13 protein-coding genes are annotated in these 13,380 nt (G+C 75.3%); 9 read left to right on the top strand and 4 right to left on the bottom strand.

The features are described from left to right. Window positions 1-33 precede the first annotated feature (33 nt). The 4 genes from ACZ5HG_RS12700 to holA all read left to right on the top strand — a co-directional run bounded on the left by ACZ5HG_RS12700 (window position 34) and on the right by holA (window position 5,011). Window positions 34-1,047 carry a DegV family protein gene (locus tag ACZ5HG_RS12700; RefSeq protein WP_464176795.1) on the top strand — a complete coding sequence of 338 codons (1,014 nt, stop codon included), beginning with the start codon at window positions 34-36 and terminating at the stop codon, window positions 1,045-1,047. A gap of 259 nt (window positions 1,048-1,306) precedes the next feature. After that, the gene (locus tag ACZ5HG_RS12695; RefSeq protein WP_464176793.1) at window positions 1,307-2,110 is read left to right on the top strand and encodes a ComEA family DNA-binding protein; all 804 of its coding nucleotides are present in this window, start codon (window positions 1,307-1,309) and stop codon (window positions 2,108-2,110) included. A 340-nt stretch (window positions 2,111-2,450) separates the two neighbouring features. Next, window positions 2,451-4,091 (top strand): ComEC/Rec2 family competence protein, encoded by a 1,641-nt coding sequence (locus ACZ5HG_RS12690; protein WP_464176791.1) that lies wholly within the window; start codon window positions 2,451-2,453, stop codon window positions 4,089-4,091. Next, entirely contained in the window at window positions 4,091-5,011 is a 921-nt protein-coding gene (holA, locus tag ACZ5HG_RS12685) for a DNA polymerase III subunit delta (RefSeq protein ID WP_464176789.1), read from the top strand. The genes ACZ5HG_RS12690 and holA overlap by 1 nt, the downstream gene beginning before the upstream one ends. 165 nt (window positions 5,012-5,176) lie before the next feature. On the opposite strand, the gene ACZ5HG_RS12680 is transcribed toward holA, so the two are convergent. Both ACZ5HG_RS12680 and ACZ5HG_RS12675 read right to left on the bottom strand, forming a co-directional pair. Then, window positions 5,177-5,578 (bottom strand): GNAT family N-acetyltransferase, encoded by a 402-nt coding sequence (locus ACZ5HG_RS12680; RefSeq protein WP_464176787.1) that lies wholly within the window; start codon window positions 5,576-5,578, stop codon window positions 5,177-5,179. A gap of 106 nt (window positions 5,579-5,684) precedes the next feature. Next, the gene (locus ACZ5HG_RS12675) at window positions 5,685-6,437 is read right to left on the bottom strand and encodes an EAL domain-containing protein (protein ID WP_464176785.1); all 753 of its coding nucleotides are present in this window, start codon (window positions 6,435-6,437) and stop codon (window positions 5,685-5,687) included. A gap of 210 nt (window positions 6,438-6,647) precedes the next feature. Here ACZ5HG_RS12675 and ACZ5HG_RS12670 point away from each other — a divergent pair, with 210 nt between their 5' ends. Both ACZ5HG_RS12670 and ACZ5HG_RS12665 read left to right on the top strand, forming a co-directional pair. Beyond that, window positions 6,648-6,785: a hypothetical protein gene (locus ACZ5HG_RS12670; RefSeq protein ID WP_464176783.1), complete on the top strand. Its 138-nt coding sequence runs from the start codon at window positions 6,648-6,650 to the stop codon at window positions 6,783-6,785. Window positions 6,786-6,919: 134 nt separating this feature from the next. Next, window positions 6,920-8,260, top strand: a complete 1,341-nt coding sequence (locus ACZ5HG_RS12665) for a helix-turn-helix domain-containing protein (RefSeq protein WP_464176781.1) — start codon at window positions 6,920-6,922, stop codon at window positions 8,258-8,260. Window positions 8,261-8,549: 289 nt separating this feature from the next. Here the strand turns inward: ACZ5HG_RS12665 and rpsT are convergent, their stop codons facing one another. Then, the gene (rpsT, locus tag ACZ5HG_RS12660; RefSeq protein ID WP_464176779.1) at window positions 8,550-8,810 is read right to left on the bottom strand and encodes a 30S ribosomal protein S20; all 261 of its coding nucleotides are present in this window, start codon (window positions 8,808-8,810) and stop codon (window positions 8,550-8,552) included. A 423-nt stretch (window positions 8,811-9,233) separates the two neighbouring features. Between rpsT and ACZ5HG_RS12655 the strand changes: the two genes are divergently transcribed. From ACZ5HG_RS12655 to ACZ5HG_RS12645, 3 genes are read left to right on the top strand one after another with little or no spacing between them, the layout of a single operon-like run. Then, entirely contained in the window at window positions 9,234-10,799 is a 1,566-nt protein-coding gene (locus ACZ5HG_RS12655; protein ID WP_464176777.1) for a circularly permuted type 2 ATP-grasp protein, read from the top strand. Beyond that, window positions 10,793-11,722 (top strand): alpha-E domain-containing protein, encoded by a 930-nt coding sequence (locus ACZ5HG_RS12650; RefSeq protein WP_464176775.1) that lies wholly within the window; start codon window positions 10,793-10,795, stop codon window positions 11,720-11,722. Before ACZ5HG_RS12655 ends, ACZ5HG_RS12650 begins: the two co-directional genes overlap by 7 nt. A gap of 46 nt (window positions 11,723-11,768) precedes the next feature. Beyond that, the gene (locus ACZ5HG_RS12645) at window positions 11,769-12,602 is read left to right on the top strand and encodes a transglutaminase family protein (protein WP_464176773.1); all 834 of its coding nucleotides are present in this window, start codon (window positions 11,769-11,771) and stop codon (window positions 12,600-12,602) included. Between the two features lie 30 nt (window positions 12,603-12,632). Here the strand turns inward: ACZ5HG_RS12645 and ACZ5HG_RS12640 are convergent, their stop codons facing one another. Beyond that, on the bottom strand, window positions 12,633-13,364 hold the full coding sequence (locus ACZ5HG_RS12640; protein WP_464176772.1) for a maleylpyruvate isomerase family mycothiol-dependent enzyme: 732 nt from the start codon (window positions 13,362-13,364) through the stop codon (window positions 12,633-12,635). Window positions 13,365-13,380: the final 16 nt, after the last annotated feature.

Raw genomic sequence — 13,380 nt, 5'->3', positions numbered from 1 at the left:
GGTCGAGGGGAGGGCGCCGGTGTCTTCGTGCCGGTGCCCGAGCGTCGGGTCGTGGTCGTCACCGACTCCACCGCCTGCCTGACCCCGCAGGACGCCGCGCGCCACGGGATCGTCGTGGTGCCGCTCGACGTCGCCGCCGACGGCACCCGCTACCGCGACGGCGTCGACCTCGACGGCGACGGGCTGGCCGCGCTGCTCTCCGCCGGACGGCGCGTCACCACTTCGCAGCCCGCCCCCGCCGCCTTCGTCGAGGCCTACGAGCAGGCCGCCCGCGACGGCGCCGACGAGGTGGTCTCCGTGCACCTGTCCGGCGAGCTGTCCGGCACCGTGCGCACGGCAGGGCTCGCCGCGCAGCTCGCGCCGCTGCCGGTGCGGGTGGTCGACTCCCGCAGCGCGGGCGCGGGGCTGGGGTTCGCGGCACTGGCCGCGGCGGTGGCGGCGCGGCCGGCGGGGGTCGGGTCTCCGGCAGGTGCGGACGAACCGACCGTCAGCGGGCCTCTCGGGCGGTGGACCGCGCGGTGGGGTGGTGGCGCGCGCTCGGGCCGGATCAGTGGTGCCGACGGATCGGCCCGGCCGGCTGCGGACGCCTGGGTGCCGGACGGTGCCGTGATCGCCGGCATCGCGGAGCGCGTCGGACGCTCCACCTCCGCGTGGTTCCTGGTCGACTCCCTGGAGCACCTGCGACGTGGCGGGCGGATCAGCGGACCGGCAGCGGCCTTCGGCACCGTGCTCGGGCTGCGACCCGTGCTGACGCTGAAGGACGGCAAGATCGAGGTGGCCGAGCGGGTGCGCACGCGACGGGCTGCGCGGGACCGGCTGGTCGAGCTCGTGCTCGCCGAGGTCGCGCGGCGGGACGCGGGCGCTGGTGCTGGTGTGCGCGTGGCGGTGCAGCACCTCGGGTGGCTCGATGCTGCGCAGGAGATCGCCGACCGGGTGCGCGCGGCGACCGGGCTGGACCCGCAGGACGTGCTGGTGCGGGAGGTCGGCGCGGTGCTCGGCGGGCACGTCGGACCGGGGGCGCTCGCGGTGATGGTCACCGACCGCTGATCCAGCGGCGGGCGGCGGCTCGACCCGGCGGCGCAGACGGGCCGCGGCGACCCGTCCGGCAGTGGGACCCGGCGGGGCAGACGGGGCCGCCGACCCGTCGATCACGCCCTCGTCGCGGATCCCGTCGAGCCGGACGATCCGGCGCATCCGCAGGATCACGCGGCGTCGAGCCGTCCACAGGCGCCCGGAGCGTTCGTCGTCCCCAGACCGACCCCGCGCGGGCGGACACCCGTGAGGGCGGCTGCCTACCGTCCCGGGCATGAGCTGGTACGACGGAGACGAGGCGCCCGCACCCGAACCCGCACCCACGACGGGTCGGCGGGCGCGGCGGGTCGATCGCGCGCCCGCCCGGCTCTGGCTGCGTTGGCGCGTCGGGCCGCGCGCGGTCGCCGGGGCGCTGCTCGCCCTGGCCCTCGTCGGCGGCGCGGTCGCGCTGCGCACGGCGGCGGCCGCCCCGACCGGCACGACCGTCGACCTGCCCGAGCCTCGTGCCGGGGCGTCGACGTCGTCCGGCTCCGTGACCGCCGACGGGAGCGGGGGAGCTGACGGGACCGGGGCCGGCACGTCCGACGCCGGCATCGCCGATCCCGGGTCTGTCACGGCGACGCCCGGGGTCGTCGTGCACGTCGTCGGCCAGGTCGGCGCGCCCGGCGTCGTGACCCTGCCGGCGGGATCACGGGTGGCCGACGCCGTCACCGCCGCGGGCGGGGCGCTGCCCGGGGCCGACCTGTCCGCGCTCAACCTCGCCGCCGTGCTCGCCGACGGTGCCCAGGTGCACGTCCCGCTGCCCGGAGAGGTCCTGGCGGCTCCTGCCGGTGTCGGTGGTGGCGGAACCGCCGGGAGCGGTGCGGGTGCAGCCGGCGGGGGCGGCGGGACCGTCGATCTCAACGGTGCGACCGAGGCCGATCTCGACGCGCTGCCCGGGATCGGCCCGGTGCTCGCCGAGCGGATCGTGCGCTGGCGCACCGACCACGGGCGGTTCACCTCGGTGGACGACCTCCAGCAGGTCTCCGGCATCGGCCCCGCCGTGATGGACCGGCTGCGCGACCTGGTGCGGGTCTGACATGGACGAGCCGATCGACGTGCGTCTCGTGCCCACCGCGCTCGCGGTCTGGCTCGCCGCCGCGTGGGTGATCACCTGGCGCCCCGGCCAAGCGGTGACGCTCGGCGTCGGCGCGGCGTGCCTCGCGGGCGTGCTGTGGGCGCTCTGCGCGGTGCGGTCAGGCGGCCCGACGGTGCCATCGCGCGGGCCGACGGTGCCGCACAGGTTCGGTGAGGCGAACCGGACAGCGCGGGTGCGGGGATCAGCGGCGCCACTCGGATCCACGCACATGGACGGGGCCCGAGATGCGCGCGGGTCCCGCGGGACCCACCGGCCGGCGTGGGCGCGAGGCCCGTCGACCGTGTCGTCGCTCGCCGCGTCCTGCACGGGTGCTGCCGCGCAGGCGGTGCTCGTCTGCGGCGTCGTGGCGGTGCTGGCGCTGACCACCGCCGCACAGCTGGTCGAGCGCGAGCGTGGGGGAGTCCGTGACCTCGCGGCCGGACGGGCGACCGCGCGCGTGGTCGGTGTCGTGCGTTCGGCGCCCCGCCCGGTGCTCGGCGCGTCCGGCGAGAGCGGCGGCAGCGTCCGTGTGCTCCTCGCGCTGCGCTCGGTCACCCCCGCGGCCTCCCCGTCCGCAGCGGACGGCACCGTGACCGACGGCGCGAACGATGGCACCGTGACCGACGACGCGAACGATGGCACCGTGACCGACGACGCGACCGGCGGCACCGCGCCCGACGACCACGCGGCCCACCCGCCCGCGCCCGACGACCCCACGACCGCCGACGCCGACCCCGCCGCCGGAGAGCGCGACGCCGGCGGAGCGATCGACGTGATCGGTCCTGCCGACACCTGGGCCGGGCTCGCCTACGGCGACCGGGTCGAGGCCGAGGTCCGGCTCTCCGCGCAGCCCGACCGCTCTCGCCGCACGGTGGCCCGCGCCCGCGCGAACGGTCCACCCCGCGTCGTGCCGGTGCGTCAGCCGCTGCTGAGCGGCGCCGAGCGGCTGCGTGCCGGGCTCGTGACGGTCTCCGCCTCCCTGCCCGGTGACGCGCGGGCGCTGCTGCCGGCGGTCGCGGTGGGCGACGTGCGCGGGACGTCGGACCTCGAACCGGCGATGCGGGGGTCCGGCCTGGCGCACCTGACGGCGGTGTCCGGCGCGCACTTCTCGATCCTGGGGGCCCTGGTGCTCGGCCTGTGCGGGTGGTGCCGGGTGCCACGTCAGCACCGCTGGCTGCCGACCGCGCTGGTGCTCGTCGGCTTCGTCGCCCTGGTGCAGCCGGGAGCCAGCGTCGTGCGGGCCGCGGTGATGGGCGCGGTGGGGCTCGTCGGGCTGGTCGCAGGCCGGCCCGCGCGCTCGGTGCCCGCGCTCGCGGGCGCGGTCGTGGTGCTGCTGGTGGTGGACCCGTGGCTCGCCCGTGATCTCGGGTTCGTGCTGTCCGTCGTGGCCACCGCCGGCATCACGACCCTTGCCGGGCCGTTGGCGACGCGATGGGAGCGGCGCACGGGACGCACGCTCGCCCTGGTCCTCGCGGTGCCGTGCGCGGCGCAGGCGGTGTGCGGTCCCGTGGTGCTGCTGCTGCAACCTGCCGTGCCGACCTACGCCGTGCTCGCCAACGTCGTCGTCGGTCCGGCGGTCGGTCCCGCGACCGTGCTCGGACTGCTCGCCGCCCTGCTGTCCGTGCTGTGTCCGGTCCCCGCCGGGTGGGTCGCGGCGCTCGCCGGAGCCGCCTGCTGGTGGATCGCGGCGGTCGCCCGGGTCGCCGTGGCGCTGCCCGGCGCGCAGGTCGCGTGGGCCGGGGGAGCGCTGGGCGTGCTGCTGCTCGCCGGTGCCGCGGCGGCCGTGCTCGTGCTCCTGCTGTCGGCGGGACGTGGCACCCTAGGGGCGTGCCCCCGCCTCCTCCCGCCCCGGCCCGCCGACCTGCGCGATCGGGTGCTCGCGGCGCTGCCTCGGCCCCGGGCGTCGCGTGGGACGAGGTCACGCTCGCCCCCGTCGTCCTGATGACCGGGCCGGAGGACCTGCTCGCCGAGCGGGCCGTCGAGCGCCTGGTGGCGATGGCCCGCGAGCAGAGCCCCGAGATCGAGGTCACCCGGCTCGACGGCTCCGCCTACGGCACCGGTGAGCTGACCCTGGCGACCAGTCCGTCGCTGTTCGCCGAGGACCGCCTGGTCGTCGTCGAGAACGTCGAGAAGGCCACCGACGAGCTGATCCTCGAGGCGACCGCCTACGTCGCCGCGCCGCAGCCGGACGTCGCGCTGCTGCTGCGGCACGGCGGGGGTCAGCGCGGCAAGCGGCTGCTGGACGCCGTGCGTGCTGCAGGGCACCCGGTGGTCGCCTGCGAGGCGATCAAGCGGGACGCCGACAAGGCCGCGTTCGTCACCCAGGAGATGCGCCGCGCGCACCGTCGGATGGAGGCGCGCGCCGTCCGGGCCCTGGTGGACGCCGTCGGCTCCGACCTGCGCGAGCTCGCGGCCGCCTGCTCCCAGCTCGCCGCCGACACCAGCGGCGTGATCGGCGTCGAGGTGGTCGAGCAGTACTACGGCGGTCGGATCGAGGCGACCGGGTTCCGGGTGGCCGACGCGGCTGTCGAGGGCTCCGCCGGTGAGGCCGTGGCGCTGCTGCGGCACGCCTTCGCCACCGGTCTCGATCCTGTGCCCGTCGTCGCCGCGCTCGCCGCCCGTCTGCGGACCTTGGCCAAGGTCTCGGCGCGTGGACGTGGGTCCTCCGCCGGCGAGCTCGGCATGGCGCCCTGGCAGCTCGACCGCGCGCGCAAGGACCTCCTGCACTGGTCGCCGGAGGGACTCGCCGACGCGATCACCGCCGTCGCGCAGGCCGACGCCGAGGTCAAGGGCGCCGGTCGTGACCCGCACTTCGCCGTCGAGCGCGCCGTGCTGCGGATCGCCGGAGCCGTCCGCCGCTGACGTCTGGCCCGTCGAGCCGGATGTGGGTGGTCGTGGCCGCGCGCGCCTCGACGGGCGTGCCTGGTCGGCCGAGCGTGTCCTCGCCCGACCAGGGCGCCGTCACCACCGAGCACGGTCGAACCATGCGGGTCCGACTGCCTCGGGCGTCGCGACGTCTCCGGAGGCTCACCCGTCGGACGCCAGCCCCATCCCGGGTGCGTCGGCGGGGCGGGGGACGAAGCCGTGCCGCCGGTAGAACTCCGTGCGCCCGTGCGCGGCGAACAGCTGGACGTCCTGCACGCCACGAGCACGCGCCTCGGCGACCAGCCGCGTCAGGATGCTCGCGCCGATTCCCTGGCCACGCAGCGTGCCGAGCACGATGAGCTCGGTGACGAACGCGTGCAGGGCGCCGTCGCCGATCAGCCGTCCGATCCCTACGGCGGCACCCTCGTCGTCGCGTGCCGTGCAGACCACCCAGGACCCGGCGAGGGCCGCCTCGAACGTCGCGGCGGGATGGTCGCCCCAGCTGGTCTGGTCGTAGAGGTGCTGGAACTCGGCGGCCGTCGGTGGATCGAGCGTCAGGTGCACGGCCCGCAGCCTAGAGCCGTTGCGCGGCCCCGGGTGCCCCGTCGCCGGCCTGCCCGTCAGTCGGCGGCGCCTGTCGCGCGGGTGAGGAGCCCGGACGCACCGGGTGTCAGATCAGCCGGCCGATCGAGTCGTGGTCCGGGCCGAGCAGCGGGGCGGAGGAGCGGTCCAGCAGCAGGCACCGCTCCAGCAGGTTGCCCTGGTAGAGGTCGAAGCCGAGCTGGCGTCCGGCCTTGAGCTCCACCGAGGACTCGACGAACTCGGCGACGAGGAGCGCCCCGTGCGATCGGGCGAGCTCGACGACCGGCTCTCCCTCGAGGTCGAGGTCGCGGGCGTCGATCTTCACGAAGTCGGCCTGGGGGAGCAGCGTGCGCTGGTCGGGGCGGGACACGAAGCCGGCCATCGCGACGCGGAAGCCCTGCTCGCGCAGCCGTCGGACTCCCTGGACGACCTCGGCGTCGATGCGGGTGGAGGCGGCGACCTCGATCACGAGCCGGTCGGGGCGGTGGGGGAGCGGCAGCTGCCCGGTGAGGAAGGACCGCGGGCAGCGGACGAACAGCCAGCGCCCGTGCCCGACCTCGTCGACGTCGGCCCGGCCGAAGGTCGCCCGGAGCACGGCGCTGGTCGCGCGCTCGTGCTGCAACGGGGTCCACGCGCCGGCGTCGATCCCGGTGGCCCCGGGGGTGCGGAACGCCAGCTCGTAGCCGAACGGGTGCAGGCGCGGGGAGAAGATCCCCTGCCGTCCGATGACGGCGCGCTCGCGGGAGACGTGGCACTCCCACGCCCTGCGCAGGTCCTCCGGGATCGACGCGTCGATCTCCGCCGCGAGCCGTCGTTCCACCTCGCCCTGTCCCCTGGTCATGTCACGTATGACACCACAGTCATCTCGACATGACACGGGTGGAATCCGCGGACCTGGGCATGATGTCCCGTTTTGACGGGTCAGAACCCGGACAAATTCACCCGATCGGGCGGAGATCCAGGAAGTTCGCGGAACGGCTGGTGCGAAGCGCTCCGCGTCCGTCATGCTCGTCATGACAGCCAGTCAATCCACTGTGACAGGAGATCCCCCATGCGCAAGACGCTGAAGGCGGCCGCGACCGCCACGCTGGCTCTGGCCCTCACCCTCGGTGCTTCCGGCGTCGCCAACGCCTTCGGGGGCGTGACGATCAACAGCGGGGCCACCGGCTGCTGCCGGATCGTGAACTGAACGCCTTCGGCGCCTCCCGGCTCGCCCTGCTGGCCCTCGGGCCGCTGGGTGAGCCGGGACTGCGTCAGGGGGGCGGACGTGCCGGACGGGTGACGTGCTCGCAGTCAGGCACCGTCATAGGTACAGTGACACCCATGACGACCATTGCTGACCGCGTCCGCCAGGCGCGGTTGGCCGCTGGGCTCTCCCAGACGGCCCTCGCTGGTGACGCGCTCTCGCCGAGCTACATCTCGTTGATCGAGTCCGGTCGACGGGAGCCGACGGACGCCGCCCTCGGCGTGCTGGCCGAGCGGCTGGGCTCGACGGTCGAGTACCTGAAGCACGGCGACGAGGGGCCCGCGGAGGCGCGCGCCAAGCTCGCGCTCGACTACGCGCGGCTCGACCTGGTGTCGGGCGAGGCGACGTCGGCCCGCGACCGCATCCTCGCACTCGACCTCGAGGCTGTCACGCGACAGGTCCGGGTCGAGGCGCAGCTCGCGCTGTCGCAGGCGCACGAGATGCTCGGCGACCTGGAGTCGGCCGTCGGCGTGCTGGAGCCGCTGCTGCGCCACGCGCGCACCGAGCACCACCACCTCGACGCGGCCGCCGCCGCCACCGCGCTCGTCGCCTCCTACGTCGAGTCCGGCGACCTCGGCCGGGCGATCGAGGTGGGCGACCGCCAGATCATCGAGCTCGAGGACGCCGGCCTGACCGGCACGGACGAGCACCTGCGCCTCGGGTCCACGACGCTGTGGGCCTACGTCGAGCGCGGCGACCTGCTCTACGCGACCCACCGTGCCGCCGAGCTGATCCGCCAGGCGGAGTCGCTGGGCACCCCGCGCGGCCGCGGGTCCGTGTACTGGAACGCCGCGCTGGTCGCGGAGCAGCGGCACGACTACCCGCTGGCCAAGCGGTACACCGAGCGGGCGCTGGCGCTGCTCGGCGAGGGCGAGGTCAGCCGTGACATCCCGCGCCTGCGCCTGAACTACGCGTGGCTGCTGCTGCGCAGCGACCCGGCCGAGCCGGTGATGGCGCTGGAGCAGCTGGACCGCGCGGCCCCCGAGCTCGCGGTCACCGGTTCCGAGGTCGAGATGTCCCGCCTGGACGTGGAGCGCTCGCGTGCCCACCTCATGCTCGGCGACCCGGTCGCTGCCGAGGAGTTCGCCCGCGCGGCGCTCGGTCGGCTCGGCGACCAGCCCCGGCTGGAGAGCTCGGCGGCACAGCTCGCCCTCGGCGACGCGCTGCACGCCGGCGGTCACGTGGACCAGGCGTCCCGGGCCTACCGGTGGGCTGCGGACATGCTCGGCATGATGTCGGCGTCCCGTCAGTCGGCCGCCGTCTGGCGCGAGCTCGGCGACCGGTTCCTCGGTCACGGCGACGTCACCGGTGCCGCCCAGGCGTTCGACCGGGCGCTGCGCGAGGCGGGCTTCCGTCCGGCCGTCCCGGCGGTGCTGTGGGACGCGTGGAGCGCTGTCGCGGAGCAGCAGCAGAGCTGATCCCGCACCACCCGGTGGCCCGAGGGCTGCCCCATGATCACGAGGGCGTCACCCCGCAGGGGGGGTGACGCCCTCGGACGTCTGCCCCGGCGGTCGCCTGCTCGGTCGCGCGCAGCGCGAGGGCCGGTGCGGCTGCGCTCGTCCAGGACGGGTGCCGGGCGATCGGTCCCGTCCGCGTGCCCGGATCTGGCGGTGATGTCGCCTGCAGCGCCCGTGCACCGTGTCCGGGGACGACGAAGGGCGGCACCCTCGCCGGGTGCCGCCCTTCGCGGTGTGCGTGGGGTCCGCGTCAGAGCGCGTGGACCGCCTTCGCCAGCGCCGACTTCTTGTTGGCAGCCTGGTTGGCGTGGATGACGCCCTTCGAGACGGCCTTGTCGAGCTTCTTCGACGCCTTGAGGAGCGCGGTGGACGCAGCGTCCTTGTCGCCGCCGGCGACGGCCTCGCGCACGTGGCGCACGTAGGTCTTCAGCTCGGACTTGACGGCCTTGTTGCGCAGGCGCGCCTTCTCGTTGGTGCGGATCCGCTTGATCTGGGACTTGATGTTAGCCACGGTGTGGACTCTCTCGTGTGCTCGCCGAAGCGATAGGAACAGGTCGTCGAGGGCGCATCCGACTCCGGGACTGGGGCGTGGGGACACCCGCGGAGAGGAATCGGACTAGTGCCCGCCGACCCGGGCGGACACGCGACTGACGATCTTACCAGGCCCCTGCCTTCCCGATCCACGGCCACTCGACCCGCGTCCCGCGCGCGCCGAGCTGTCAAGAATTGTCGCTTCCCGCGCCCCTGAAGCGACAAGAGATGACAACTCGGCAGATCTGCGGCGGGCACGCGTGGCGCAGGTGCGCGCAGCACGCACATGCAGGACGCTCGCGCAGCAGGCACGTGCAGCAGGCGTGGCCCGCGGCGCGGGCGTGTGACGCGCGCGACGCGGGCCGGACATGCGGGCGTGACACGGACCCGCGAGGATCGCCGGATGGCTGACCTGTTCGACGCGTACCCCGCGGGCGCGGCCTGGGACGAGATGATCGACGACGGCGCCGCGCGGCCCACGTACGCCCCGGTGCACGCCGCGCTGTCGCAGCAGACGGCGGCGGACCTGCGGGCCCGTGCCGACGCGCTGGCGCGCTCGTACCTCGCGCAGGGGGTGACCTTCGACTTCGCCGGCGAGGAGCGGCCGTTCCCGCTGGACGTCGTGCCGCGGGTGCTGGCCGGGCACGAGTGGGACCGGGTGGCCCCGGGCGTCGCGCAGCGGGTGCGCGCGCTGGAGGCGTTCCTGGCCGACGTGTACGGGCCGCAGAAGTCGGTGGTCGACGGAGTCGTGCCGCGGGCGCTGATCGTCTCCTCGACGCACTTCCACCGGGCGGCGCGGGGGATCCAGCCGCCGAACGGGGTGCGGGTGCACGTCTCGGGGATCGATCTGATCCGGGACGAGCAGGGTGAGTTCCGGGTGCTGGAGGACAACGTCCGGGTGCCGAGCGGGGTGTCCTACGTGCTCTCCAACCGGCGGGCGATGGCGCAGACGTTCCCGGAGCTGTTCGCGGCGCTGCGGATCCGCCCGGTGCAGGACTACCCGCGCCGGCTGCTGGCGGCGCTGACCGCGGCGGCGCCGACGGGGGTGGACGACCCGACGGTGGTGGTGCTGACCCCGGGCGTCTACAACAGCGCGTACTTCGAGCACGCCCTGCTGGCCCGCACGATGGGCGTCGAGCTGGTGGAGGGCCGTGACCTGTTCTGCGCGGGCGGGCGGGTGTGGATGCGCACCACGCACGGCCGGCGCCGGGTGGACGTGATCTACCGGCGGGTGGACGACGACTACCTGGACCCGGTGGTGTTCCGCTCGGACTCGGCGCTGGGCAGCCCGGGGATCATGACCTGCGCGCGCGCCGGGACGGTGACGATCGCGAACGCGGTGGGCAACGGGGTGGCGGACGACAAGCTCGTCTACACGTACCTGCCCGACCTGATCCGCTACTACCTGGGCGAGGAGCCGCTGATCCGCAACGTGGACACCTGGCGGCTGGAGGAGCCCGAGGCGCTGGCGGAGGTGCTGGACCGGCTGGACGAGCTCGTCGTGAAGCCGGTGGACGGGTCCGGCGGCAAGGGTCTGGTCGTCGGTCCCGCGGCGAGCCGCGCCGAGCTGGCGACGCTGCGCACCCGGTTGCAGGAGGACCCGCGCGGGTGGATCGCGCAGCCGGTGGTGCAGCTGTCGACGGTGCCGACCCTGGTGGAAGACGGGCTGCGGCCGCGGCACGTGGACCTGCGGCCGTTCGCGGTGAACGACGGCGAGCAGGTGTGGGTGCTGCCGGGCGGGCTGACCCGGGTGGCGCTGCCGGAGGGGCAGCTGGTGGTGAACTCCTCGCAGGGCGGTGGGTCGAAGGACACCTGGGTGCTGGGCGCCGCCGCTCCGCACCGCCCGGCGCCCCCGACGCGGCCGACGCCGGTGGTCCCGGTGGGCGTGCCGATCGACGCGAACCCGAGCGACACCGGCCAGCACGACCAGCAGATGCAGCAGCAGCAGACCGGGGGTGCGACGTGCTGAGCCGGATCGCGGAGTCGTTGTTCTGGATCGGCCGGTACGTGGAGCGCGCGGACGACACCGCCCGCCTGCTCGACGTGCACGTGCAGATCCTGCTGGAGGACCCGTGGGCGGAGGAGGACCTGGCCTGCCGCTCGCTGCTGTCGGTGATGGACCGGCCCGCGCCGCCGCCGGAGGTGCAGGTGGGCCGGCAGACCGTGCTGGCGATGCTGGCCTACGACCGGGTGGCGCCGTCCTCGATCGCGGGGTCGCTGGTGGCCGCGCGGGAGAACGCCCGCCGGGCGCGGGAGATCGTGTCGACCGAGCTGTGGGAGGCGCTGAACACCTCGTGGAACCAGCTGCCGGCGCAGATGCGGCCCGCACGTCCGCACGACTACTTCACCTGGGTGCGGGAGCGCGCGGCGATCGTCGCGGGGCTGACCGACTCGGCGACCTCCCGGGACGACACCTGGCGGTTCATGGTGCTGGGCCGGTCGATCGAGCGCGCCGACATGACCGCCCGGCTGGTGACCACCCGGTCGCTGGCGGGGGCGGGCGGCCCGGGCTGGACGACGCTGCTGCGCTCCTGCGGGGCGTACGAGGCGTACCTGCGCGCGTACCGGGGGATGGCCTCGGACGAGCGGGCGGCCGGGTTCCTGCTGCTGGACCGGTCGTTCCCGCGATCGATCGTGTACGCCCTCGGGCAGGCGGAGGAGTGCCTGACCGCGCTGGAGCCGGAGCGCAGCAGCACGGTCGTCGAGGAGGCGCGACGCCACCTCGGTCACGCGCGGACGAGCCTGGAGTACCGGCCGCTGGCCGAGGTGCTGGAGGCGCTGCCGGAGGAGATGGAGCGGGTGCAGCGTGCCTGCGCGGCGGCGAGCGACGCGATCCGGCTGCGGTACTTCCCCTCCGGCCACCTGACGACCTGGGTCGGGGAGGCCGTCTGATGCCGGGCCGTCCCGCGCCGCACCGCACCGCCCGAGAGGTCCGCGCATGAGCCGCCTGCACATCGTGCACACCACCGAGTTCCGCTACGCCGGGCCGGTCACCGCCTCCTACAACGAGGCCCGGATGACGCCGCTGGGCCAGCCCGGGCAGACCGTGCTGGAGGCGCGCCTGGACGTGGCGCCGCAGACCTGGTCGCACGAGTACCGCGACTACTGGGGCACGGCCGTGACGGTGTTCGAGGTGCTGGCGCCGCACGAGCAGCTGGTGGTGACCGCGGAGAGCCGGGTCGAGGTGGCCGACCGCCCCGCCCCGCGCACGGCCGGGGAGTGGGAGACGCTGCGCAGCCCGGCGCTGCGGGACACGCTGGCGGAGTTCCTGTCCGACACGCCGACCACCGCCGTCCCCGAGGAGGTCGCGGCGCTGGCCGCCGATGCCGCGCGCGGGCTGGAGCCGGCAGAGGCGGCGCTCGCGGTGTGCCACGGGGTGCGGGCGCAGATGGAGTACGTGCCGGGGGTGACCGAGGTGCACACGCCGGCCGCGGACGCCTGGGCGGCCCGCAAGGGGGTCTGCCAGGACGTCGCGCACCTCGCGGCCGGCGCCCTGCGGTCGATCGGCCTGCCGGCGCGCTACGTCTCGGGCTACCTGAATCCCGGAGGGGACGTGGGCAGCACGGTCACGGGGGAGTCGCACGCCTGGGTGGAGTGGTGGGCCGGGGAGTGGACCGCCTACGACCCGACCAACCGTGTGCCGGTCGGCGAGCACCACGTGGTGCTGGGCCGGGGGCGCTCCTACGAGGACGTGCCGCCGCTGCGCGGGATCTTCGCCGGGGCGGGCACCCGGTCGCTGGACGTGCAGGTGCGGATCACCCGGGAGGCGTGAGCGCGGGCGCGCTCAGGGAGCTGGGCGCGCTCAGGGGGTCAGCGCCCGCGCCAGGGCCGCGTCCAGGTCGGCCCGGGCACCGGTGACGGTCAGGGCGGGGTCGTCGGCGTCGGCCCGGCCCCACAGCAGCAGCGCCAGCGTGCGCGCGTCCCCGGCGACCTCGACCGCCACGGCGCCGTCGGGCCCCAGCACCCAGGTCGTCCGGGCGTCGGTCGCCACGATCCGCACCGGCCGTTCGATCGCCGCGATCCGGCCGAGGCGCACCTGACGCGGGGCCATCACGGTCAGCACCTCGTCCACCGTGTCCGCCCACAGCGCCGGGTCGTCCACCGGGTGCGGCACGTCGAGGGCCGTGGCGAGGTCGTGCAGGTGGACCAGGGTCTCGTGCAGCTGCCGGCGGTGCCAGAACGACGCGGGCCCGGGGCCGTCCAGCGTGATCGCGGGGGCCTCCGGGCCGATGTCGTGCAGCGTGGCCCGCAGCGCAGCGGCCTGCTCCCGGTAGAACGCGCGCAGGGCGGCGGGATCCCGGGGCTCGGCGGGGTCCTGGTCGTCGCGCTCGATCCCGCGGGCCATCGCGGCGGCCCAGCGGTGCACGCCGCCGAGGTGCAGGGCGAGATCGGTGACCGTCCACGGCGCGCAGGCGGCGACCGGGGTGTCGAGGTCGGCGGCGTCGAGCAGCGCGGCGAAGGCGTCCTGGGCGTCGGCCAGCCGGTCCAGCAGGACGATGGTGGGTCCCACGGATCGGGGATCGGGCGTCGGCATGGGACGATGGTGCCAG

Source organism: Cellulomonas sp. GTC20042, assembly GCF_055389595.1.
Note: the sequence above shows the minus strand (reverse complement) of the source record. Positions and strands in the feature narration are given on the sequence as shown.

What these genes read in the sequence shown, in the direction of transcription:
- ACZ5HG_RS12640 (WP_464176772.1), bottom strand. Translation starts at nt 13,364, where the DNA reads ATGCCGACGCCCGATCCCCGATCCGTGGGACCCACCATCGTCCTGCTG.
- ACZ5HG_RS12670 (WP_464176783.1), top strand. Translation starts at nt 6,648, where the DNA reads ATGCGCAAGACGCTGAAGGCGGCCGCGACCGCCACGCTGGCTCTGGCC.
- ACZ5HG_RS12655 (WP_464176777.1), top strand. Translation starts at nt 9,234, where the DNA reads ATGGCTGACCTGTTCGACGCGTACCCCGCGGGCGCGGCCTGGGACGAG.
- ACZ5HG_RS12695 (WP_464176793.1), top strand. Translation starts at nt 1,307, where the DNA reads ATGAGCTGGTACGACGGAGACGAGGCGCCCGCACCCGAACCCGCACCC.
- ACZ5HG_RS12665 (WP_464176781.1), top strand. Translation starts at nt 6,920, where the DNA reads ATGACGACCATTGCTGACCGCGTCCGCCAGGCGCGGTTGGCCGCTGGG.
- ACZ5HG_RS12675 (WP_464176785.1), bottom strand. Translation starts at nt 6,437, where the DNA reads ATGACCAGGGGACAGGGCGAGGTGGAACGACGGCTCGCGGCGGAGATC.
- ACZ5HG_RS12645 (WP_464176773.1), top strand. Translation starts at nt 11,769, where the DNA reads ATGAGCCGCCTGCACATCGTGCACACCACCGAGTTCCGCTACGCCGGG.
- holA (WP_464176789.1), top strand. Translation starts at nt 4,091, where the DNA reads ATGACCGGGCCGGAGGACCTGCTCGCCGAGCGGGCCGTCGAGCGCCTG.